This window comes from Jiulongibacter sp. NS-SX5 (assembly GCF_052828545.1).
Map to the genome: position 1 here is coordinate 1,283,433 of NZ_CM128248.1, position 22,793 is coordinate 1,306,225.

Below are 22,793 nucleotides of genomic sequence, written 5' to 3' on the forward strand. Positions count from 1 at the left end.
CATACTCTGGCCGCTTAACATTTTCCTTTGGCTCTAATTCCAGAAAGCCACATTGTATTTTTTGTCTACAGTTTTACCTATATGATCCTTTTAGAGCCCCCCGTATTAGACTTTGCCAAGAAAAAGCAATCCTATGATCTTAGAATTTACGTACCTCTCAATTCAAACTAAAACTCAATACATGAAACTTCATCTCTTAACTTTCATCTCATTTTCCATATTGCTCAATTCTTGTGACTCTAAACCGGAGCCACCCAACTTTCAGAATAAGGGACATGAACTGGTCTATGATATGGTACAAAAAGTGGGCACCTATGACGAACTCAAGGCGAAAAAGGATGTCGTTTATACTTATACCTATCAATTGCCAGATGGCAAATCGGACATTTCAACAGAGAAATACATTTTTGAAGGCGAACTTTCATACGGTAATTATTACCAACATGAAAGAACCTTACCAGATATGGAAGGTGATATTGAACAAGGTTTTGATGGTGAAAAGTATTGGCTAAAATATGGCGGTAAAATATCTGATGATGAAGCGGGCCTAAAACGTGTATCTTTTAACAGACCTACTAATTTTTATTGGTTTGCTATGCTTCCGAAGCTCCTAGACCCGGGATTAATCTATGAACACTTGGGTGAAAAGACCATTGAAGAGCAAGAGTATGACATCGTAAAAGTGAGTTTTGAACCTCAGGAAAATAAGGCGACTGATATTTATCAGCTCTACATCAATAAAGAGACAAAACTTGTGGATCAGTTTCTTTTCACGGTAGCCGAATTTGGCGTCGTGGATTCCCCACTACTAATGAAACTAGAATACGAAGAAATAGATGGACTATTAATTCCCAATCAGCGAATCTATAAACAGAGTACATGGGACGCCGAAGTTACAGAGGCCGATTGGATTAAAGTCACATGGACAGATATTAAATTTAATAATGGACTCAGCCTTGATGATTTCGAAAGCGAGTAGAATTAAATAGGCTATCTTGTACTCATAATGAATAAAAGAGCTGGCAATATATTTCAAAAGAAGCCTGAAAGCCTCCTGCAATTAGATGCAGCCGGGGCTTTTCTTTCAGCCATTCTTTTGGGTATAGTCCTTCCCATTTTTTCAAAAGATATAGGTTTTGAGGTAGCAACTCTTCAAATTTTGGCCATTGCACCCATGATCTTTTTGTTATTTGACCTGTATAGTTTAAGCTCAAATAAAATTTCTTCTGGTTCTGCTCTAAAGATCATTGGTATTCTAAATTTAGTCTACTGTGTTTTTTCAGTTTATATGATGACTATTCATGCTTCTGATCTAAGACCTTTGGGTTGGGTCTACTTTATAACTGAGGTGTTGATTGTGGCAGCATTGGGCCTTTATGAGATTACTGCAGCTGTGAGTCTCAATAAATCGTGAAAACGCCTCGCCATATACTTCCCTTAATTGTTGTCGCACAGTTCATGAGCACTTCGCTGTGGTTTGCCAGTAATGCGGTGATGGTAGATCTCATTCAAGCCTACGCCATCGATGAAGCAGCCTTAGGAGCATTAACTTCCTTTGTTCAGTTTGGTTTTATGGTAGGCACACTGACGTTTGCTGTACTGGCTATAGCAGACCGTTTTTCTCCTTCTAAAGTTTTTGCATTCAGTGGGTTTCTAGGTGCCTTTTGCACCATCGGGTTATTACTTCCACAAAATGACCTTTCTCGCCTTCTACTTTTCCGGTTTTTAACTGGTTTCTTTCTCGCCGGAATCTACCCTGTGGGTATGAAGATAGCGGCAGATTACTTTTCGATTAACCTGAATAAGTCGTTGGGCTTTCTAGTGGGTGCCTTGGTTTTAGGTACTGCCCTACCCCATTTATTGAAAGATATAATGAATGGTCTCAACTGGAGATACGTCATTTACAGCGTTTCATCACTTGCTGTTTTAGGGAGTCTAATCATTCTACTTTTTGTACCCGATGGACCATACAGAAAAGCGGGTTCCAATATCAAACTCAATGCATTCTTTAAAGTGTTTGAAAATCAACAGTTTCGGGCAGCTGCCTTTGGGTATTTTGGCCACATGTGGGAACTGTATACATTTTGGGCGTTTATTCCGGTTATTCTTCTCAAATATCAAGAGACTCACAGTATTACTAGCTTTGCCTTTCCACTTTACAGTTTCTTGATCATCGCCGCCGGAAGCCTTGGTTGTGTTTTAGCAGGTGTAGCCTCCCAAAAATTTGGTGAGAAAAAAATCGCAAATATTGCTCTAAGCCTCTCTGCTATCTGCTGTTTAATTTTGCCATTTCTTTTTCAGTCTCAGCAATTCTTTGTCTTTTTTAGCTTCATGCTATTGTGGGGAATAGCGGTAGTTGCTGACTCTCCCCTATTCTCAACTTTAATAGCTAAATCAGCAAAACCAGAATTAAAAGGCACCGCTTTGACCATCGTCAATTGTATTGGTTATGCCATCACCATTCTTAGTATCTCAATTTTAAACTCCTTAATTCAGGCTATTGACAGCTCAGCGGTCTACATGCTTTTAGCCATCGGCCCCATCCTAGGTTTATGGAGCTTCAGAAAGTACAGGGTTCAATAAATAGCTTTCAACATCTTTTTCGCTCTTCGTTTTAGTACATACGGTAAATCTTTAGGATTATCGATGACATCAAACGAGCTACCCCTCCAAACCAGCTGACCAGTTTTGGTATCTATAATATCAATGACGAATGTTTGTGAGTCATAATTACGAACTCTCTTCGGCACCTCACATCGTGGTCCAGGGCTCAAACCAGCCTCTAATCCACTTAAATTATAGTAACCCGTAGGGCAGTAAACCTCAGAGAAATAATCCTGTTCGATGTATATATGATAATCTAAGAAGAAATCTGCCTCCCCAGGCTGAGAAAGTTTGTAGCCTTTTTGAATTAATAAGCGTTCTATTTCAGGCTTTAGCGTGGCGTCTGTTTTCTCTTTATTATAGTATACATGACCTACTAGGTCATTATTGGTATTCCAACCAAAAGTGCCGTACTGCTTTAAATCAATATTCGGTTCTGCATCAATCCACAGTGTTTTTGTACAAGAAGTCAAACTCACCATTAAAAGCAATCCATAAGTCAGAATCTTCATCACGTTCTATTTTTGATTCAATATCCTCCAATACCTACGACTAATTCATGACCAATTAGAAACAATTTTATGATCCTCAACAGAAAAATAACTAACACATTAGTTTGTAAACTATAAAATTAGTTTTAACTTCGATTATTGATCAATTGAAATATTAAATAAACCATGGATTTAAGAGAACTAACCAAAGCAGAAGAAGAGATCATGCAAGTGATGTGGGATCTGGAAAAAGCATTCGTTAAAAACGTAATCGAAAAGTTACCAGAGCCTAAACCAGCTTATAATACCGTTTCTACCATTATCAGAATTCTGGAACAAAAAGGATTTATTGACCATGTGGCCTATGGTAAAACCTATGAGTACTTCCCAATAGTGAGTAGAGATGAATACAGAAAATTCGCTTCTAAAAAGCTGATGAGCAGTTATTTTGGAGGCAGTTTAAAGCAAATGGTTTCTTTCTTCGTTAATGAAGAACAGATAGATATCAAAGAAGCTGATGAAATCATGAGAATGATGGAAGGCATGAAGAAATAGTGATTTGTTGGCTCAATTTTGAATACCACTCACCCTAAACATCTAAGCTATGAACTGGCTAAATTACCTCTTTCAAGTTAATCTTTACCTTCTAGTTACAGTAGCTTTTTACCTGCTAGTACTAAGGAGAGAAACGTTTTTTCAGTTAAACAGAATATTTCTTCTGGTGGCCTCCGTGCTGTCCTTCCTGATTCCTTTCTGGAAACTTGGCATTGTCCAGAATTGGTTTGTCACTTCACAGGTAACCGAGGTTATGGCGGTAATTAATCTGCAGGAGTTTCAGGTGAGCGGTGCTAGTCCTGAGAAAACGGTGTGGAGTTGGGAGTTATTGGCCATCACTGTCTATTTCCTTGGTTTTGCTTACGGTCTTCTAAGGTTTTCAGTGGCTCTGTTTAAACTGCAGCAACTTCTAAGAATCAATTACTTAGAAGGGCAAGCCTTTTCAGTTTTCGGGAAAATATTTGTAGATAAAGACCTCCCAGAATACAATACCATTAGAAATCATGAAGAGGTGCACAGCAAACAATTTCACAGTGTAGATGTCTTTTGGTTTGAGTTAGTGACCACGGTTTGTTGGTTTAACCCTGCAGTTCACTGGCTGCGACATGAAATAAAACTACTTCATGAGTTAATAGCCGATGATAAAGCTGCACAGTATGCAGGGCAATATCGTTACGCTGAAATTCTGGTTGCCACCCATTTCAAATCAAACAGAAACGTATTAGTCAATAACTTTTTCAATCAGAAAATTCTCAAAACACGAATTATGAAACTTTCTCAAGAAAAATCAAGCAGAACGGCACTTCTCAAATATGCATTTGCTATGCCCCTTTTTATTGGTATGCTTATTTTCTCAGCAGCCAGTAATGCCTCAGAAGTTACCAAAGAACTATTCCCTGTCCCTAATACTTTAAAGATAGAAGAGCCAGTTCCACAAGTAGCTTCAGAAAATGGAATTAAACAGAACACCCTACTTAAGACAAAGGAAATTACAAAGCCAACAAAAAAAAGCTTGGTGTCATCAGATACCACATACGCAAAAGTTGAACAAATACCGGAATTTCCAGGAGGAACAAAGGCCATGTTTAAGTTTATCGGAGAAAACTTGAAATACCCTGAAGCGGCCCAAAAGGAAGGAATAGAAGGTCGTGTTTTTGTCAAATTTGTGGTAAAAAAAGATGGCTCGATTGGAGAAACCAAAATCCTCAAAGACTTAGGAGCTGGTACTGGAGAAGAAACTATCAGAGTAATCAAAAGCTTTCCGAGATGGAATCCTGGCAAGCAAGATGATAAACCTGTGGCCGTTTGGTTCACCATGCCTGTCTTCTTTAAACTGGACGCAGCAAAAGACCTTGAAATAAAGAAAGTAGGATCTCCTAAAGTGGGATTAAACCAAATACCTGTTAGTCCTGACAACACTTTACCTTCATTGGAGAAAAACACTAATCCTCTGTATTTCGTCAACGGAGAAGAGGTTCTTAGTGTCGATCATATTGAACCGGATCAAATTGCAAGCATTTCAGTAATGAAAGGTGAAAAAGCTATAAAACATTCAGGTAATAGGGGAGGCAATGGAATAGTGTTTATCAATTTAAAGTAGTCTTTATACAGCACAAATTATAGCTACAAATCCACCGGGCAGCTCAGTACTTTTGAGCTGCTTTTTTATTTATTTTGAGACAAAGTTTACTGCATGCCCAATATTCTTGAATTTGATCTTTCTACTGCCAAATGTGCTTGGCTTGATTTTACTGCTAATAATCATGAATTACAAGCCTTAAATCCTGATGATACTGCTTTATTTACAAAGTATGTTTTTGACAAAATTAACAAGCAAGAAGCAGTATTAGGAATAGGCGGGTGGCTGGAAGACCGCACGGTCTATAATAGTCGTGAGCAGTTCAATAAAGGTAAAAGTAGAAGCATGCACCTTGGTGTAGATATCTGGATGCCTGCCGATACACCATTATTTACTCCAGAAGATTGTAAGATTCATAGCTTCGCCAATAATACCGGCTTCGGGAACTACGGACCTACCGTAATTTTAGAAGGGCTGGAGAGTGGTCTATTCCTTTTATTCGGTCATTTAACACTTGATTCAATAATGGGCATTGAAAAGGGTCAAACCCTTACAAAAGGAGCAGAATTTGCTGCCATTGGCAATTACCCTATCAATGGCGACTGGCCACCACATCTTCATTTTCAAATCATGAATGACATGCTCGGACAAGAAGGCGATTTCCCCGGTGTCTGTGCCAAAAGCGAGCTTAAGGTAATGACCAAGATATGCCTAAACCCCTACCCTTATTTAGGAATTGAGCCTCCGGCTAGTTTTTTGTAAAATCTAAAACCAACTCCCCTTTCTCTTTTTCAAGGCGTACATGGGTAGGTTTACCATCAATGGTTATTCTGTAATCACCATAAAAAGCGGATATTTCAGAAACCCCGGTTTTATCTAAAGTACCACTGGCTTTTGTCCACCATTCGTTAAAAATTAGATTCTGATAGGCATCTGCCGCAGGTGTAGGACTCCAGTCTTTTCTGTAAATACCTGAGGCTGGTATCCAATTAGCACCTTCCCAAAATCCCCACATCAGAATACCTTCTACTGCCGGGTGTGAAAAACAAATTCGGTAATAATCCACCAAGTTTTGGGCTTTTTGAAGCTCTTGCTCAGGAGTCAAAAACTCCGATCTATTATCAACCCACTTAGATCGCTGACCAGGCATATTAAACTCTGTAATTCTTATGGGTAAGCCAAAGGTAGCTAACGAATCCAATGATTTCTGAAGTACCTCAGCATCAAAGTCTTCTGCATGTAAATGACCCTGTACACCTATACCGGCTATTTCTACTCCGCTTGAAAGCAATGATCTGATTTGTGCCATGTATTCTTCGAGCTTATTTCCCGTCAGAATATCATAGTCATTGAGCCATAATTTGGCCTCTGGGTCTTTTTCATGAAACCAGTCTTCCATTTTTTTAGTGATTCCGTCACCCAGCCTTTCTGCATAGAAATTGCCATGTACCATTTCATTATTCAGGTCATACTCTACAAACCGGCCTTTATATCTGTTAGCTATATCATATGCTCTGGCTTGTAAAGTTTTCTCCAACTGCTCATTATTCATTTCCTTCAGCCAAGGCTGTACAAACTTATCAATACCCCAATACACATTATGGCCTCGAATAGGAATGCCGTTTTCATCACACCACTCCAAAATACCGTCTACCACTTCATAATTCACCTGACCCTGATGACGCTCCATGCTAAGCCATTTCACAGCATTTTCTGTTACGGCAGAATTAAAATTCTCAAGAAATTTCTCTCGATACATTTTCTGATCATTGGCAGACCAATAGTTGGAGGCTAAGCCATTGCTTATAGCGGCACCGAACCAAAATTCATGTTTTAACTGCTCTATTTCTACTCTTGAGCCAGGGACGGCCTTTATTTTGATAATACCTTTTCTATGTTCTTCTATTCGTTGACTTTGCTCTGCATTTTGAGCAAAAGCACTTACGATAAGGAAATTAATTAAGAGAAGCGAGACTAGCTTATTCATTGATTTAGGGTTATTCATACTCTGCAATATCAGGATTTCATTCAGAATCAAAACGAAGAATCTTCAAAGCCTAAAAATGGGGCGACAAAACTTTTTTCTGCTTGTCCACCTTTTGTCCTCCCTTGAAAATAGGGCTACATGAGCTGTCTATCTACTTTTGGCTCATCGCAATCAAAAAACAACTCATGAAAAACTTTAAGTATTCTACATCTATCATCTTACTTCTTTTTATTCTTCTCAATACCTCTACAGCGTTTGGGCAGGCCAAATTATCAGGAGCTGCTTCGGTAGGCTATGCTCCACTTTTAACCTATGGAGGCGATAGAGCATCAGGCGTGGTTCTGGGCATCTACGGCGAATTGCAGGTCAAGCAGTTTATCGGCCGGCTTCAATACAGCCCTGCTCTTACAGAAACTATTGCAGATGAAAGCTTTCAAAGCGGAAATAACTTTCATGGTTCATTAGGCTATTCTTTTCCGATAAACGATAAAACTCAGTTCCCTGTCATGATTGGTGGAGGAGCCACTACCATTTGGTATGATTACGGCAAATATTCAGATACCTATTGGGACGCCAGCCCACAGATAGGTATCACGCTGGCACCTTATTATGAGCTGACAGACCATATTTCTGTACAACTTAACATGCGTTACCTTAAAGGCTTTGAAGCCAGCCAAAGAAGTCGTTCTATTGATATAGCAGACATTAGTGTAGCTGCCAGATTGACTTTATAATTCTCTACTTATAGCCATAAAAAAAACGTCGGGATCATAATCCCGACGTTTCAATATTAAATGGTTGAAAACTATTAACCTTTGTAGAACACCCATTTAGACAACTCTTTCCAAGTCACCTTTTTACCGTACATCAAGATTCCAACACGGTAAATGCGGGCTGCAAGCCAGGTCGTAAATACAAAACCTCCGACGAGTAAAGTGATCGATAAAGCTATCTGCCAGATAGGTACTCCAAATGGAATTCTTACCATCATAATTATCGGTGATGTAAAAGGCACCATTGAAGCCCAAAAAGCCAAAGGTCCGTTAGGATCTCTCATCACAAACTGAGCAATAACAAAAGCTGCAATAATGGGTATGGTTATTGGCAATATAAATTGCTGAGTATCTGTTTCACCATCTACTGCAGAACCAACAGCACCAAATAAGGAACTGTATAATAAATAGCCTCCCAGGAAGTAGAACAAGAAGGAAACAATAATAGTGGTAATAGGTAAAGTACCTGCCGCGTTCACTATATCAGGAAGCATATCAGACGTAAAATCTGGTTGGCTTTGTTGCATTTGAGCTGCTACCTCAGGAGGTAAATTGGCCGATTGCATAGCATTCACATCTGGCATATCCTGTAGTTTAGAACCAACTAACTGGCCGGCTACTGTAAACAAACCTAAAGTCAGAACTATCCAAAGTGTAAACTGAGTTAAACCTACCAAAGCCACCCCCACAATTTTACCAATCATTAACTGGAAAGGCTTCACAGAGGAAATAATCACCTCTACTATTCTGCTGGTCTTCTCTTCCATGACCCCACGCATCACTTGTGCTCCATAAATAAACACAGATATATAGATCAGAAATGCACAGGCAAACCCTATTATGGTAGCAGCCGTAGAGCTACTTTTTTTCTCGTTGCCGTCTTTCAGACTTATAGTTTCTGAGCTCACATTGAGCTTAGCATCTTCTAAAACAGATCTTGTTATACCGGCTTCTGTAAGTTTAATATTTTCAATTTCGCGTTCTATTGAGCCTTCCACTTTACTCTTCAGTTCTAGTGGGACACCACTCTGAGCAAAAATTCTCACGCTCTTCGGGTTTTCCATGATATCAGCAGGTATGTACACCAATGCATCCTTCTTACTATCTGGAAATGCCTTTTTGGCTTCATCCAAATTAGAGTCAATGTACTCAAAACTATACATCTCATTATTGGCAATCTTATTCACGAAATAGCCGCTCTCATCTATCACAGAGATATCTTTCTGATCAATTCCGGACATGGCAGCCCAGAAAATTCCAGCCCACATACCCATCATAAGTAATGGCACCAGAATAGTCAGAATAATGAAGCTCTTCTTCTTGACTCTGGTGAGGTATTCCCTCTTTATAATTAGTAAAATATTATTCATTTTAGGCTTGGTTTACGGCTTTGATAAAGATGTCATTCATACTCGGGATATTCTCATGAAGAGCCCTTAGCTCTACCTGATCTATTATTGATCTCACCAGATCATTTACACTAACGCCTTCAGCTAGCTTTACGGAGCCTTTGTTAAGATCCCCTCCCATATTCTCTATGTTTTGAAGCTCAAAAACACCTTCTTTACTCGCCAATTCTCCCTCAAACTCCAGATAGAAACTATTCTCCTTAAATTGCTCTTTCAGCTCGGCTTTTGAACCGTCTAATACCTTTTTCGATTTGTTTATCAGAGCCACATGATCACAGAGTTCTTCTACAGACTCCATGCGGTGTGTAGAGAAAATAATAGTACTGCCCTGCTCTCTCAATTTGAGAATTTCATCCTTAATGATGTTGGCATTAATTGGATCAAAACCACTAAAGGGCTCATCCAGAATAATCAATTTAGGCTGATGAAGAACTGTAGCCACAAACTGAATTTTCTGCTGCATGCCTTTTGAAAGGTCTTCTACCGGCTTATCCCACCAATTTTTGATATCAAACTTCACAAACCAGTCCTTCAGCTTATCCATGGCCTCAGACTTTTTAAGTCCTTTTAGCTGAGCCAAATAAAGCAAAAGGTCACCTACTTTCATTTTCTTGTAAAGACCTCTCTCTTCAGGCAAATAGCCGATTTCATAGATGTGTTTTTCTGCCAAAGGCTCGCCATCAAAAAAGACCTGACCTGCATCTGGTGCAGTAATCTGGTTGACTATTCTAATTAAGGAAGTTTTACCTGCACCGTTTGGGCCGAGTAAACCAAAGATTAAACCCTTCGGAACCTGAATACTGACATCGTCAAGAGCCTGATGATTGGCGTAGTTCTTATCGATGTTTCTGATATCTAAAATTAAATCCACAGTGATCGTTTTGATTCCTTCAAAAATAAGCAAAAGGGCAACGCCTCATAGGAATATTGGACAAAAGGCACAGGATTTATTTATTCGGATTTTTTTTCGGGCCTTTCCAACCATTTCAAGAGAAGTCAGGTCATACGCTTATAAAACAACCATCTCCTCATGAACAATACAATTAAGTTAGTAGGTAAGAAGCACGTAAGACCGAACGACATTGTCCTGTTAAAGGCTGATGCAAATTACACCGAGGTGATGCTAAGAGGTGGAGAGCAGGTGATTGTTTCAAAAACATTGAAAGAGATGGAGAAGGTGTTTGATAAATTCTCTTCTTTTTTCAGAGTTCATAAGTCATTTATGGTCAATCTTGATCACGTTGAAGGTGTTCAGCGAAATGGTGTCAAAACCAAAGTAAGATTGGCTGATAATTTTGATGCAGACATAAGCAGACGCAAAAAAGATGCGTTCTTGTCGGTGATGCGTCAACGTAGAGCTGTCATATAAACTGTACAATTATATAGAATCAGGAACGGGTGCTTTTTTGAAGTTGCTCGTTTTTTTTATTTATGGCGTAAAAAAAGCAGATCTTTCGATCTGCTTTTTTCTTATCTATTAAATGGGACTCCGACTTATCTGTCACCCATTTCTTTGAATTCTCTTGAAGTTTCACCAGTGTAAATCTGACGAGGACGACCGATAGCCTGACCGCTTTCGCGAAGCTCTAGCCACTGACCGATCCAACCAGGAAGACGACCTAAAGCAAACATCACGGTAAACATATTTACAGGAATACCCAAGGCTCTATAAATAATACCTGAGTAGAAATCTACGTTAGGGTAAAGTTTTCTCTGGATGAAGTACTCATCGTTAAGAGCAGCTTCTTCAAGACCTCTGGCGATATCCAATACAGGATCATCTACACCCAAAGCAGATAAAACTTCGTCAGCAGACTTTTTGATGATACGAGCACGAGGGTCAAAGTTTTTATAAACTCTGTGACCAAAGCCCATCAGTCTGAATGGATCGTTTTTGTCTTTGGCTTTAGCCAAGTATTTTTCAACTCCACCACCATCTTCTTTAATTGCCTCAAGCATTTCAATTACCGCTTGGTTAGCACCACCGTGAAGCGGACCCCATAGAGCAGAAATACCAGCTGAAATAGAAGAATATAAGTTAGCTTGAGATGAGCCTACAAGTCTTACAGTAGATGTAGAACAGTTTTGCTCATGATCAGCATGAAGGATCAATAGTTTATTTAAAGCCTTAGCTACCACAGGATCAACCTCATAATCTTCTACCGGTAAAGCAAACATCTGATGCAAGAAGTTTGACGTGTAGTCAAGACTGTTCTTCGGATAATTGATCGGGTGTCCTTGAGATTTTTTGTAACACCAAGTGGCCAAAGTCGGGAACTTCGCCAATAATCTGATGATATGAAGATCGATATTATCCATATCGTTCTTGCTGTATGACTCAGGGTAGAAACCACTCATGGCACTAACCAGAGAAGACATCACACCCATCGGGTGAGCATTGACAGGGAAACCGTCAAATATCTTTCTCATGTCTTCATTCACCATGGTGTGGCGGGTGATTTTACCTACAAACTCATTATACTGAGTTTCATTTGGCAATTCACCGTAGATTAATAAGTAAGCAACACCTAGGAAATCAGCCTTTTCAGCTAAATCTTCAATACTGTAACCTCTGTAACGAAGTAGACCTTGTTCTCCGTCAAGGTAAGTAATTGATGAGGTGGTAGATCCTGTATTTTTGAAACCCGGGTCAATAGTGATGTGACCTGTCTGGGCTCTTAGTTTTGAAATATCGATGGCTTTCTCGTCTTCAGATCCGGTTATGATCGGAAACTCGAAATCCTTACCATCCAGGCTTAGCTTTGCTGTTTCGGCCATTGTATTTATCTTATATTTTACGTTTGATTCCCTAGAATAAGAGGCTGCGAATTTAACGAATACAGAGCAATTTTTTATACTCAATTGCGATTTTCTAGGACCTAATTCATGCTCAGGGCAAGAATAACGAAGAAATCGTCAAAAATGTACAATTCTCACAATTCGGACAACTCACAAGAGCAATTATAACATCAAATAGCCCGATACTGTTCCTAGAATAGCTCGTTTCTTAATACGGGTTATTTACCATAAAGCTCTTTTCCGGCCTGCTCATATTTATCTCCCTCTATCCATTGAGGTGCCTCTGTTTTATTTGCCACCAAACGTGCTGCATAAGCAAAGCTTTTGGCGAATTTAGTACAGTAATTAAAGTCAAGTGTCTCTGGATTATCAGCTTCTTTGTGGTAATACTTCATCATATCTTCACTAAATGAAGTGAAGCCCGGTGAAAAAGAAGGTGCCGGAATTCCTTTGGCAGCAAAACGTACATTATCAGATCGATCAAACAGGTTCATTTCCGGAGAAGGGTCATGTAGTAGACTTAAGCCTAGAGCTTCCACAGCTTTGGAAATTTCAGGTTCGGCACCGGTACGTGTTATCCCCAGACCACTCACCTTTGTCACGTCATTATACCCAGCACCGTCAATATTGAGATTAAAAACAGTTTTATTGAGTGGAACCAGAGGGTTTTGGACGTAATAGTTACTTCCTTTCAGACCCAATTCCTCCCCTGTAAATGCTATCAATAAGACTGACCTTTTAGGTGGCTTTTGAGCCAGAGTCTTAGCCGCAGTCATTAAACCAGACACACCAATGGCGTTATCTCTGGCTCCGTTGAAAATGTAATCATCATCTTCAGAAGTGGCCTCCCTAAAACCAACGTGATCAAAATGAGCTGTCAAAACCACAAAAGTTGATTTGAGATTTTCATCAGTTCCCTTGATCATCCCAATAACATTATTACTCGGTGCAGCTTCTTCAGAAATCTTACCACATTCTATTTCTACAGGCTCCTGACCTATTTTTTTTGCCGTAGCACTGTTGATCAGAATTCTGGTAAAATCTGACTTCTCACCAGTCTTTACCTCTAATTTCCCATCACCAAAAGTCCTTACCAGCAGTTCCCAAGGTGCCGGAATAGTGAATATCTCAATCATTCCCACAGCTCCTCTTTCTTTGGCCAGCTCCTCCTTTTGAGCAGACAAAGCCATCATTTCTCTAAAGCCCTTTGTTTCAGGAGAACCTACCTGAGTAATCACCAGTTTTCCTTTCACATCCACATTTTCATAATCATTATGAGAACCGTCTTCAGAGATCCAGCCGTAACCTATTCTTATGGTCTCCAGTGATTCCTCAGAAATTCCTCCTCCTTGTAAAACCAGGAAATCATCATTGACCTTCATGACATTCTCGCCTGATTTAATAAAGGCATCTTCTGGCTGAGCATATTTTACAAAAGGCACTTCCTGGAAATAATTTTCGCCCAATGGCATCACTCCATAACTTCTGAATTCTTCGGCTATATAGGCTGCTGCTGCGTCATTTCCCTGCTCACCGGTATTTCTACCTTTAAGAGCATCTGAAGCCAAAAAACGAATGTGTTTTTCTACAAAAGACTGCTCAATTTTTGATTCAGGTAATTTTTTAAACTTTTGAGCGTTTGAGTTTATGCTGATCGCAGAAAGTACTGCGAGGGCTAAAGCAATTTTCTTCATATTTAATAATACTGGCTTATAGTTCTACTTCGACTTAATTGATGAATCGTTTTCGCAAATTAACGCTTTTAAAATGAAGTACGCACTATACCTATTTTTCAGCCTAATAACAGTATCAAGCTCTGTTTTTGGTTTTCAAAATGAAAAATTGGCTAAGGCCGATGAACTCTTCAACTCTGGTAGATATTGGGATGCCTTTACCATTTACAAACAGATAAGTGGTGATGGTGAAATCTATGTCATGAAAAAGATTGAGGATAGTAAGGCGTGTATGGTGTTTAAGAAGAGATATGAGAATTTCAGAGGTCTAAAAAACTACCCGAAAGCCATTAACAACTTGGAAAATCTAATAGAGATTAATCCATTGGACCCTAACAAATCTGACCTGGGAGTCATGGCATATCTTCATGCTCGAAAACTTCAACAAAAGGCTTACACACAACAATTCAGAGTAGAAGCTGAAGTAAAATTAAAAGAAGCCTCAGATTATTATAGAATGGCTCTTCAGGAAGGTATTCCCTCTGAAGAAATCTTCCCAAAACTTAAGCTTTGCGAAAAGCAATTGAGAATAGTGAGCTCCGATATGGAATTTGAAATTCCAGAACCGGATTATACAGAAGATTTCAGAAAAATAGAGCCTAGTCTGCCGGTAGAGAGAAGTCGAAAAGTGCTTATTCTAGACCAAAAAGCTAGCCCTGCCGATCCTGAGGAGGAACCATCTTTTTCAGAGTTTCAATAATCTCCTGAAGCCCGTTATTCTTGATTTCGTAAGTGGTAGCCATCCAAATACCCAATTTACCTTCTGGAAAACCACCTTTTCTAAGAAACCACTCCAGGTAAAAAATTGGAATATCAGCAATTAAGGTTCCTTTATACTTCCCGAATGGCATTCTTTTGGTGACTATATCTAAAAGAACTTGCTTATCGTATTCAGGTACTAGTTCCATTCCTTAAAGTATCACAATATCGTTAGCGTGGGCTATCTGTAAATTCTGTTTCTTCTCAGAAATGCCAGAGGAAGAAACGCTGGTTCTAGCCACTCCAATGACCTCTTTCGCAGAATTTTTCAGTTCTACCACCTCGCCTTTCCCAAAATCACCTTTGACTTTAGTAACGCCAACAGCCAGAAGGCTTTTCCTATTACTCAGAGCTTGAATAGCTCCATCATCCAAAATCAAATAAGCAGACGTCAAACCTCCGCTTGCCAACCATTTATTGCGTGCAGAGAGATTGGCCTTCTGAGCGTCAAAACGTGTCCCGCTCTTCGCTTCATAAGCTTCTAAGATTCCTCCCTGATGAAGCTTAATACCAAAAATAGTCACCTTTACGCCCATTTTAGTAGCGAGCTTGGCAAAGGTCAATTTTGAAGACATTCCACCCAGACCTAGTCCTGAGGTGCTGGTATCTACCAAATCCATCACAGATTCATCAATAACAGGTACGTGAGATACTACTTTCTTATCAGAATCAAGAAGCCCGCCTGCTTCAGTGGCTATCATCAGTTGGCTGGCTCCAAAACCTGCGGCTATCAAAGTTGCCAACTCATCGTTATCCGAAAACTTCAGCTCCCGATCAGAGATCACATCGTTTTCATTGGCAATTGGAATGATGCCATTGCTCCAAAGTTCATGATAGGTTTCTTTGAGCTGTAGAAACAGCTCACGTTTGGCAAAATGCCTTCTTTCACAAAGACTTTGAGCTACATTGAGGTCATGCTTTGCAAATGCCTCTTTAAATTTTGCTATCAATAAAGGATTACCTATTGCAGCGGCAGCCTTTCGTTTTGCAATTTTTCCGTCATAATTAGCGATAAATGACTTACCGGCTCCCACCGCCCCAGAACTGACAATAACCAGTGAATGATCTTTATGCAAAATTGAAAGTTCAGAGGCAATACGGTCTATCACCTTATCGTCAGGTATACCATCTTCATTTGTAATGGCTGAAGTACCAAACTTTACAACCAATAAAGGTTTCATCATGCTAATCTATTGAATCTGGAAGCTCAAGTTTCTGAGCATCATATTTAGTTTCAAAGGTATGAAGCAACTTCAAAACCTTATCCATTCGCGAAGAGAAATCGATTTTATAATCTTCATGTAGTTTATCGATCATTTTCAAAACCGAAATAGCCTTTTTCACCATGTAGGTTCTAAGCACATCCCCTTTTCTACTCATGATACCGATATGCTTTAGCTGAGCTTCAAAAGCTTTCTCCAGACATAGGATCTGCAGATCTACTTCTCCATATTTATCTTTTGTGACTCTTCTATGCCAGGTAATTTCAGTACTTAGCTTTCTGAAAGCCCTTAAAAAAAACGCGGTGCCCGGAAAAGGCTTTTGCATTGTCTCCAGAATATGATCTTTTACTGCTTCCTTTCTTAAATAGAGATCGGATTCATCCTCCAATAACTCATACTGCATTTGCTCCAGCAATAATTTATTTCGGGAGATCAGTCGCAACAAATGACGGTCTTTGTCCTTTTGTGGCAAGGCCAAAATCTCTTTTTCCAGCTCTTTTGAAATATTTTTAGGCATTTCTCAATTGTGGTTTACCACACCATCAGCACTCGCCAAATGGTAGAAATCAGAAGTAAAACGAGTAAAAAAGGAGTAAGAACTTTCCAACATAGTTTCATGAGCTGATCCATTCTGAAACGCGGCAATGTCCAGCGAATCCACATCATAATCAGCATGCCTAGATATGCTTTTGAGAAGAGCCAAAAAGCTCCCCAAGCGTAAGACTGCCATGAGCAAGGTTCTCCTGTAGTCCATAAAGCTAACTTGACGCTACCAATATTAGGCAAAGGCGAATTCCAGCTTCCTAAAAACAGAATGGCTCCCAGTAAGCAAACGAGTAGCATTATTCCGTATTCTGCCAGGAAAATAAAAGCCCATCTGAAACCACTGTACTCTGTGTGGTATCCGGCAATTAATTCCGACTCCGCCTCAGGCAAATCAAAAGGTGCTCTATTTGTTTCTGCTAGTGTGGCAATAAAGAATATGACATAAACGATCAATAGAAACGGATTTCTAAAAATATTCCATGTTAAAAATCCTCCAACTTCAGAGACATTAACTCCAAGACTTTTGATTCCAAAAAGGTAGTTGGCTTCATTTGAGAATAGGCCTTGTTGAAAACTGATCTCCTGTAAATCCAGCGTTTGTGTAACCACAATGACGCATAATACCGACAAACCCAATGGGACTTCATATGATACAATTTGGGCCACAGACCGCATTGCTCCTAGCAGTGAGTACTTATTATTAGAAGCCCAGCCAGCCATCAAAATCCCCAGGATATCTAAGCTTACAATGGCCAGCAGAAAAAACACCCCTGTCTGAGCAGCTGAACCCTGCAAAGTGGAAGTTACCGGCAACACTGCAAATCCAGCAAAAATGGCCATAAAAACCAACTTGGGTGCAAACTTGAATAATTTGTGATCTGCCTTATCTGGTACAATATCCTCCTTCTGAAATAACTTAACCAAGTCAGCAATAAGCTGAAGTAAACCCCACTTTCCTACCTCCATTGGGCCCAGCCTATCCTGCATAAAGGCCGACACCTTCCGCTCCAGATAAACGCTGATGATTACATTAGCCCCGATAACTGCCAGAAAAACGAGAAGAGGTATGAACATTAAAATCTCAGAAATTGAATGCCAAATATATTAAGAATGGGCTTCTGAACGCCCATTTCATTAAGTATTCTTAGAACTCTACATTGCCAGGTGTTCTTGGGAAAGCAATAACATCTCTGATATTACCCATACCGGTAACAAACTGCACAAGCCTCTCAAAACCAAGACCAAAACCAGCATGAGGAGCAGTTCCATACTTTCTTGTTTCTAAATACCACCAGAGACTCTCTTCCTCTATATTCATCTCCTTAATGCGTGTATGCAGTTTATCCAGGTTTTCTTCTCTCTGGCTGCCGCCAATCATTTCACCAATGCCCGGGAAAAGAACATCCATAGCTGCTACAGTTTTACCATCATCATTTTGCTTCATGTAGAAGGCTTTAATATCTTTTGGGTAGTCTGTGATGATAACAGGCTTTTTAAAATGCTTTTCTACAAGGTATCGCTCATGCTCAGATTGCAGGTCAATTCCCCATTCTACAGGAAATTTGAACTTCTTCTTTTTGTGAGGTTTAGATTGCAATAGAATATCGACGGCCTCTGTGTACGTAATTCTGGCAAACTCGTTTTCCAAAACAAAATTGAGTTTCTCAATTAAAGTATGTTCAGAACGCTCATTTTGTGGTTTTGCCTTGTTTTCCTGATTGAATCTGTTGTCAAGAAAAGCCAGATCATCTTTACAGTTCTCCACCACATATTTAATCACATATTTGGTGAAGCTTTCTGCTAGATCCATATTCTCCATGAGTTCAAAGAAGGCCATTTCCGGCTCTATCATCCAGAACTCTGCTAAGTGACGGGTCGTATTCGAATTCTCGGCTCTGAAAGTAGGACCAAAAGTGTATATCCTTGAAAGTGCCAATGCTCCCAATTCACCTTCTAATTGCCCCGAAACAGTTAGTGAGGTTTCTTTCCCAAAGAAATCTTCTTTGAAATCCACCTCGCCCGCTTCATTAACTGGTGCTTTATTAGCCTCAAAAGTGGTTATCCTAAACATCTCTCCGGCTCCTTCTGCGTCAGATGCCGTTATGATAGGTGTATGCAGATAGAAGAAATTTTGCTCATGAAAAAACTGATGAACAGCATGCGAGAGATGATGCCTAATTCTAAAAACAGCACTAAATGTACTGGTTCTAAAACGTAAGTGTGCCTTTTCTCTCAAAAATTCAAGACTGTGTTTTTTAGGCTGTATCGGGAAAGTCTCATCGGCTTCGCCATAAACTTCTACACTCTCGGCTTGTACTTCCACATTTTGACCTGACCCTGCCGAGGCCACTAGTTTACCAGTGATGGCTACACATGCCCCGCAAGTCACTTTTTTCATCACTTCCTCCGGCACTTTTTCGCCATCTACCACCGCCTGAATATTATGAATGGTAGAACCGTCATTGATATGAACAAAGGCTAAAGCAGACTGCCCCCTTTTGGTTCTAACCCACCCTTTTACGGTAATTTCCTGTTCTTTTGGCTCAGTATTGAGTATTTCTATTATCTGCATTTTGTTGTTGTTGAAAGTCTAAGTGTGCCAAAAATAGGGATTATTAAAGCAAGGTTTTAAGAAATTGTTAATAATGTAAAAGTGAGTCAAAGTTTGCTAAATTTGATTTTAAATGATCTTCATGAAAAGAGTACTTTTTACCCTTCTATCTATTTTTTCTTCAATATCAGTAATGGCTCAAAAAACCGACTTTGAAATTCAAGGCCACAGAGGATGCCGTGGCTTAATGCCCGAAAACACCATTGAAGCATTTAAAAAAGCGATCGATTTAGGCGTTCATACTCTGGAGCTGGATGTGGTCATCAGCAAGGACAAGAAAGTAGTGGTTTCTCACGAGCCATATTTTAATCCCGATATCTCAACTGATCCCGATGGCATTTACGTTTCAAAAGAAACACAAAACAACCTGTATGAGCTTGAGTATAAGGAAATCAAAAAATATGACGTAGGTCTAAGAGGAAACCCAAATTTTCCTGAGCAGCAAAAGATGAAAGCCTACAAACCTTTACTGTCAAAAATGCTGAAAGAAGCGGAAAAGTATGCTCGTAAAAAAGGAGTCTCCCCGCCTAATTATAATATTGAATTAAAAAGTCTATCCGAAGAATACAACAAATCACAACCAGAGGTGGCCGAGTTTTCAGATCTCGCTCATGACGTCATCTTCTCAGAAATACCTGCCGAAAGAGTGACTATTCAGAGTTTCGACTATAATGTTTTGAAGCATTGGTTCATGAGAATTCAAGCTGGTGAATACCAGAAACCTCAACTCTCTGTCTTGATTGAGCCTTTTGAAGATAATGATATCGACGTAAATTTGAATAAGCTTGGATTCACTCCTGAAGTTTGGAGCCCCTACTTTATTCATCTGGACGAAGAGAAAGTTCAAAAACTTCATGCTTTAGGCATTCAAGTCATCCCATGGACGGTAAACGAAATTGAAGACATGAAGAAAGTGAAAGAAATGGGATGTGACGGACTCATCACCGACTACCCGAACAGAGTGAAAAATTTGTAATCATAAGAATTTAAATTTTCTTTACGCCCGAAACTAACCGAACACCTCTGTGAGTGTATTAAACGAAATTCTTGGGTTCTTTATCAAACGACGAATTGAGAGAATCAATGAATTTATGCACCATCCTCATGAGACCCAGTTTGGTCAATATTCTAGCTTGATCAAAAAGGCTCGAAAAACTGAATACGGTAAACGTTATGGTTTTTCAGACTTCAAAAACATACAGGATTTCCAGCGAGAGGTACCAATCGTTACTTACGAAAACCTCTACCCAGAAATTGAGAAAGTTTTAAGAGGGCAGCAAAACGTACTTTGGCCTACACCAATCAAACTTTTCTCAAAATCGTCAGGTACTACTAACGATAAAAGCAAATACATCCCGGTTTCTGATGAGGCCTTAGAAAGCTGTCATTACAAAGGAGGGAAAGACATGATTACGCTCTACCTCAATCAGAATCCTGAATCGGATCTTTTTGATGGAAAAGGGCTATCAATAGGCGGTTCATTGAAAGAAAACCCCTATGATAGTAATTCACAGGTTGGTGATATTTCGGCTTTAATCATGCAGAACCTTCCTTCCTGGGCTGAATTTTTACGTACTCCTCCTTTAGAAGTAGCACTTCTGGATAATTGGGAGGAGAAAATGGCTAGGATGATTGAAATTTGTCCGAAAGAAAACCTGACGAGTATTCTTGGCGTGCCCACGTGGACGGTGGTGTTACTGGAAAGAATTATGGAGATCACAGGCGAAGATAATCTTTTGGAGGTTTGGCCTGATTTTGAACTCTTCGTTCATGGAGCGGTTAATTTCCAACCGTACAGGGAGATGTTTACTAAACGCTTCTTCCCATCAGATCAGGTAAGATATCAGGAGATTTATAATGCCTCCGAAGGTTATTTCGGTGTTCAGGATGACCTCAATAGAATTGGGGAAATGCTCCTTATGTTAGACTACGGAGTCTTTTATGAGTTTATTCCTATGGAAGAGCTTGATAAGGACCATCCAAAGACCTTGACCATTGAAGAGGTAGAACTTGATAAAAACTACGCCATTATTATTTCAACAAATAGTGGGCTTTGGAGATATAAAATAGGTGATACTGTGAAGTTTACTTCCAAGTACCCATATCGCATAAAAATCTCAGGAAGAACCAAGCACTTTATCAATGCTTTTGGTGAAGAACTGATCATAGAAAATGCAGAAACTGGCATCACCGAAGCCTGTGAAGCAACCGGACTGGTCATCAAGGATTTTACTGCAGGACCATGTTACATGGCCGATAAAAGTAAAGGTGGTCACGAGTGGATCTTAGAATGTTCTTCAATACCTTCAAACCCTGAGCCGTTTATTCATAAGCTGGATGCCAGTTTGAGAAGCGTAAACTCAGATTATGATGCCAAACGACAAGGAGATTTAGCTCTTCAAATGCCTAAAGTACATTTTGTGCAGGAAGGCACTTTCTACAAATGGATGGAAAGAAGAGGTAAACTTGGGGGACAGAATAAGGTTCCTCGTTTGAGTAATAACCGAGAATTTCTTGATGACCTACTAGAGTTCACTGGGCTACATTCTTAAACCTTTTTGACCCGCTTCCTTTTCTTGCCTATCTCTGAATGAGTAGCGTCTCCCAGCAAGAATCCGAAAGGTTTCATGACGTCAATGGAGTCAAATAGTACTTTAATAATCGCGGTCAATGGTAGAGCCAAAACTAAACCGGAAATCCCCCACAGTGATCCAAAAAGAAGTAATGAAACTATAGCTGCAAGACTATTGATACTAACCTTTGAGCCCACTATAAAAGGAGTAATGAAGTTCCCTTCTAAAAACTGAATTGCCGCGAAACTGGCAGCAACACCCACTGCATACCATGCAGAATCTTTAGTGATCAGAGCCATGACTATGGGCAAAAGAGACCCGATAGCCACACCTATATAAGGTACCAAAACAAGTACTGCTGCAAAGAAACCAAAGAAAACGGCATTAGGAATACCCAGTAGTAAGAGAGCCACTGTGTTTAAGGTTCCTACTATTAAAATTACCAATACTAAACCAGACATATAACTCTGAACTACAGACTTGATTTTACCCAAAATCAGGTCAATTCTATGATTGCTTACTTTCTTAAAAGCTTTGTAAAGAAACTCTTGAAAGAAATCTCGGTACAGGAGCATAAGAAAAATGTAAAGAGGTATAAGCGAAAGATTGGTTAAAAAACCAGTGGTATTTGATAGAGTTCCTGATATGAAAGAGCCACTATTTTTCAGCAGGTCTGTTAAGTATTTCCTAAGTTCATTTAGCTGGGTGTTTTCTGTAACAGAGAAACGTTCCGCAATAAAAGATTGCCCTATATCCAGCCATTTTTCACCTTTCTCAATCATTTGAGGCCAGATTTCATCGAACGTCCTTACCTGGCCCACCATTAACCAAATGATAGCCCCTATGGTAGCACCAGCCAATAATATGGTGACGATAATTCCAAGAACTCGAGGAAACTTCAATCTGACCTCTAAAAAATTGGTCACAGGTAGAAGTAAAAACGACAAAACAGCAGCGAATAGTAAAGGAACTATAATGGCCTGTAGACTCCACAGAGCATATACCAAAATGACAATTGAAATCAACGTGGCAGCGATCCTTACCGACTGAAAATTTTGTGGTTTTGTCATGCTTTTTCTTTTACATCAAAAATAGATAAAATTTAATACCGCTAATCTGTTTCATACATTTACGGCAGATAAAAAGGATAA

The 22,793-nt window shown here is 39.6% G+C and carries 23 protein-coding genes; 11 read left to right on the forward strand and 12 right to left on the reverse strand.

Annotated features, from left to right (window positions below; translation table 11 throughout):
- The first annotated feature begins 133 nt into the window (after positions 1 to 133).
- From ACUXV0_RS05805 to ACUXV0_RS05815, 3 genes are read left to right on the forward strand one after another with little or no spacing between them, the layout of a single operon-like run.
- A complete protein-coding gene (locus ACUXV0_RS05805) occupies positions 134 to 979 on the forward strand; it encodes a DUF6503 family protein (RefSeq protein ID WP_446192125.1) in 846 nt (281 codons plus the stop codon).
- Positions 980 to 1,006: 27 nt separating this feature from the next.
- Positions 1,007 to 1,414 carry a hypothetical protein gene (locus ACUXV0_RS05810; RefSeq protein ID WP_446192126.1) on the forward strand — a complete coding sequence of 136 codons (408 nt, stop codon included), beginning with the start codon at positions 1,007 to 1,009 and terminating at the stop codon, positions 1,412 to 1,414.
- Positions 1,411 to 2,583 (forward strand): MFS transporter, encoded by a 1,173-nt coding sequence (locus ACUXV0_RS05815; protein WP_446192127.1) that lies wholly within the window; start codon positions 1,411 to 1,413, stop codon positions 2,581 to 2,583. The genes ACUXV0_RS05810 and ACUXV0_RS05815 overlap by 4 nt, the downstream gene beginning before the upstream one ends.
- Here ACUXV0_RS05815 and ACUXV0_RS05820 read toward each other — a convergent pair.
- Entirely contained in the window at positions 2,577 to 3,116 is a 540-nt protein-coding gene (locus tag ACUXV0_RS05820; RefSeq protein WP_446192128.1) for a DUF4136 domain-containing protein, read from the reverse strand. The genes ACUXV0_RS05815 and ACUXV0_RS05820 overlap by 7 nt on opposite strands.
- Positions 3,117 to 3,281: 165 nt before the next feature.
- Here ACUXV0_RS05820 and ACUXV0_RS05825 point away from each other — a divergent pair, with 165 nt between their 5' ends.
- From ACUXV0_RS05825 to ACUXV0_RS05835, 3 genes are all read left to right on the forward strand, one after another.
- A complete protein-coding gene (locus ACUXV0_RS05825; protein ID WP_446192129.1) occupies positions 3,282 to 3,650 on the forward strand; it encodes a BlaI/MecI/CopY family transcriptional regulator in 369 nt (122 codons plus the stop codon).
- 49 nt (positions 3,651 to 3,699) lie between these two features.
- Positions 3,700 to 5,250 carry a TonB family protein gene (locus ACUXV0_RS05830; protein ID WP_446192130.1) on the forward strand — a complete coding sequence of 517 codons (1,551 nt, stop codon included), beginning with the start codon at positions 3,700 to 3,702 and terminating at the stop codon, positions 5,248 to 5,250.
- 93 nt (positions 5,251 to 5,343) lie between these two features.
- Entirely contained in the window at positions 5,344 to 5,991 is a 648-nt protein-coding gene (locus ACUXV0_RS05835; RefSeq protein ID WP_446192131.1) for a peptidoglycan DD-metalloendopeptidase family protein, read from the forward strand.
- Here ACUXV0_RS05835 and ACUXV0_RS05840 read toward each other — a convergent pair.
- Positions 5,978 to 7,216 carry an endo-1,4-beta-xylanase gene (locus ACUXV0_RS05840; protein WP_446192132.1) on the reverse strand — a complete coding sequence of 413 codons (1,239 nt, stop codon included), beginning with the start codon at positions 7,214 to 7,216 and terminating at the stop codon, positions 5,978 to 5,980. The genes ACUXV0_RS05835 and ACUXV0_RS05840 overlap by 14 nt on opposite strands.
- A 185-nt stretch (positions 7,217 to 7,401) precedes the next feature.
- Here ACUXV0_RS05840 and ACUXV0_RS05845 point away from each other — a divergent pair, with 185 nt between their 5' ends.
- Complete coding sequence (locus tag ACUXV0_RS05845; RefSeq protein WP_446192133.1) at positions 7,402 to 7,950, forward strand: hypothetical protein; 549 nt, start codon at positions 7,402 to 7,404, stop codon at positions 7,948 to 7,950.
- A gap of 74 nt (positions 7,951 to 8,024) precedes the next feature.
- On the opposite strand, the gene ACUXV0_RS05850 is transcribed toward ACUXV0_RS05845, so the two are convergent.
- Together ACUXV0_RS05850 and ACUXV0_RS05855 are read right to left on the reverse strand one after the other, a co-directional pair.
- Positions 8,025 to 9,359: an ABC transporter permease gene (locus ACUXV0_RS05850; protein WP_446192134.1), complete on the reverse strand. Its 1,335-nt coding sequence runs from the start codon at positions 9,357 to 9,359 to the stop codon at positions 8,025 to 8,027.
- Between the two features lies 1 nt (position 9,360).
- Positions 9,361 to 10,269, reverse strand: coding sequence for an ABC transporter ATP-binding protein (locus ACUXV0_RS05855; protein WP_446192135.1), 909 nt, complete (start codon positions 10,267 to 10,269; stop codon positions 9,361 to 9,363).
- A 159-nt stretch (positions 10,270 to 10,428) separates the two neighbouring features.
- Here ACUXV0_RS05855 and ACUXV0_RS05860 point away from each other — a divergent pair, with 159 nt between their 5' ends.
- Entirely contained in the window at positions 10,429 to 10,767 is a 339-nt protein-coding gene (locus ACUXV0_RS05860) for a LytR/AlgR family response regulator transcription factor (protein WP_446192136.1), read from the forward strand.
- Positions 10,768 to 10,892: 125 nt separating this feature from the next.
- On the opposite strand, the gene ACUXV0_RS05865 is transcribed toward ACUXV0_RS05860, so the two are convergent.
- Both ACUXV0_RS05865 and ACUXV0_RS05870 read right to left on the reverse strand, forming a co-directional pair.
- The gene (locus ACUXV0_RS05865; RefSeq protein WP_446192137.1) at positions 10,893 to 12,176 is read right to left on the reverse strand and encodes a citrate synthase; all 1,284 of its coding nucleotides are present in this window, start codon (positions 12,174 to 12,176) and stop codon (positions 10,893 to 10,895) included.
- A gap of 239 nt (positions 12,177 to 12,415) precedes the next feature.
- Entirely contained in the window at positions 12,416 to 13,891 is a 1,476-nt protein-coding gene (locus tag ACUXV0_RS05870; RefSeq protein ID WP_446192138.1) for a M28 family peptidase, read from the reverse strand.
- A 73-nt stretch (positions 13,892 to 13,964) separates the two neighbouring features.
- Here ACUXV0_RS05870 and ACUXV0_RS05875 point away from each other — a divergent pair, with 73 nt between their 5' ends.
- The gene (locus ACUXV0_RS05875; protein ID WP_446192139.1) at positions 13,965 to 14,630 is read left to right on the forward strand and encodes a hypothetical protein; all 666 of its coding nucleotides are present in this window, start codon (positions 13,965 to 13,967) and stop codon (positions 14,628 to 14,630) included.
- Here ACUXV0_RS05875 and ACUXV0_RS05880 read toward each other — a convergent pair.
- From ACUXV0_RS05880 to asnS, 5 genes are all read right to left on the reverse strand, one after another.
- Entirely contained in the window at positions 14,581 to 14,838 is a 258-nt protein-coding gene (locus ACUXV0_RS05880; protein ID WP_446192140.1) for a DUF3820 family protein, read from the reverse strand. The genes ACUXV0_RS05875 and ACUXV0_RS05880 overlap by 50 nt on opposite strands.
- Positions 14,839 to 14,841: 3 nt before the next feature.
- Positions 14,842 to 15,873, reverse strand: coding sequence for a glutamate 5-kinase (proB, locus tag ACUXV0_RS05885; protein WP_446192141.1), 1,032 nt, complete (start codon positions 15,871 to 15,873; stop codon positions 14,842 to 14,844).
- 1 nt (position 15,874) lies between these two features.
- Positions 15,875 to 16,429: a hypothetical protein gene (locus ACUXV0_RS05890; protein ID WP_446192142.1), complete on the reverse strand. Its 555-nt coding sequence runs from the start codon at positions 16,427 to 16,429 to the stop codon at positions 15,875 to 15,877.
- A 14-nt stretch (positions 16,430 to 16,443) separates the two neighbouring features.
- The gene (locus ACUXV0_RS05895; protein WP_446192143.1) at positions 16,444 to 17,532 is read right to left on the reverse strand and encodes a complex I subunit 1/NuoH family protein; all 1,089 of its coding nucleotides are present in this window, start codon (positions 17,530 to 17,532) and stop codon (positions 16,444 to 16,446) included.
- Positions 17,533 to 17,602: 70 nt separating this feature from the next.
- Positions 17,603 to 19,030 carry an asparagine--tRNA ligase gene (asnS, locus tag ACUXV0_RS05900; protein WP_446192144.1) on the reverse strand — a complete coding sequence of 476 codons (1,428 nt, stop codon included), beginning with the start codon at positions 19,028 to 19,030 and terminating at the stop codon, positions 17,603 to 17,605.
- A gap of 121 nt (positions 19,031 to 19,151) precedes the next feature.
- Between asnS and ACUXV0_RS05905 the strand changes: the two genes are divergently transcribed.
- Together ACUXV0_RS05905 and ACUXV0_RS05910 are read left to right on the forward strand one after the other, a co-directional pair.
- Entirely contained in the window at positions 19,152 to 20,045 is an 894-nt protein-coding gene (locus tag ACUXV0_RS05905) for a glycerophosphodiester phosphodiesterase family protein (protein ID WP_446192145.1), read from the forward strand.
- Positions 20,046 to 20,094: 49 nt separating this feature from the next.
- Complete coding sequence (locus ACUXV0_RS05910; RefSeq protein ID WP_446192146.1) at positions 20,095 to 21,621, forward strand: GH3 auxin-responsive promoter family protein; 1,527 nt, start codon at positions 20,095 to 20,097, stop codon at positions 21,619 to 21,621.
- On the opposite strand, the gene ACUXV0_RS05915 is transcribed toward ACUXV0_RS05910, so the two are convergent.
- Positions 21,618 to 22,712 carry an AI-2E family transporter gene (locus tag ACUXV0_RS05915; protein WP_446192147.1) on the reverse strand — a complete coding sequence of 365 codons (1,095 nt, stop codon included), beginning with the start codon at positions 22,710 to 22,712 and terminating at the stop codon, positions 21,618 to 21,620. The two genes, ACUXV0_RS05910 and ACUXV0_RS05915, sit on opposite strands and share 4 nt — an antisense overlap.
- Between the last annotated feature and the right edge of the window lie 81 nt (positions 22,713 to 22,793).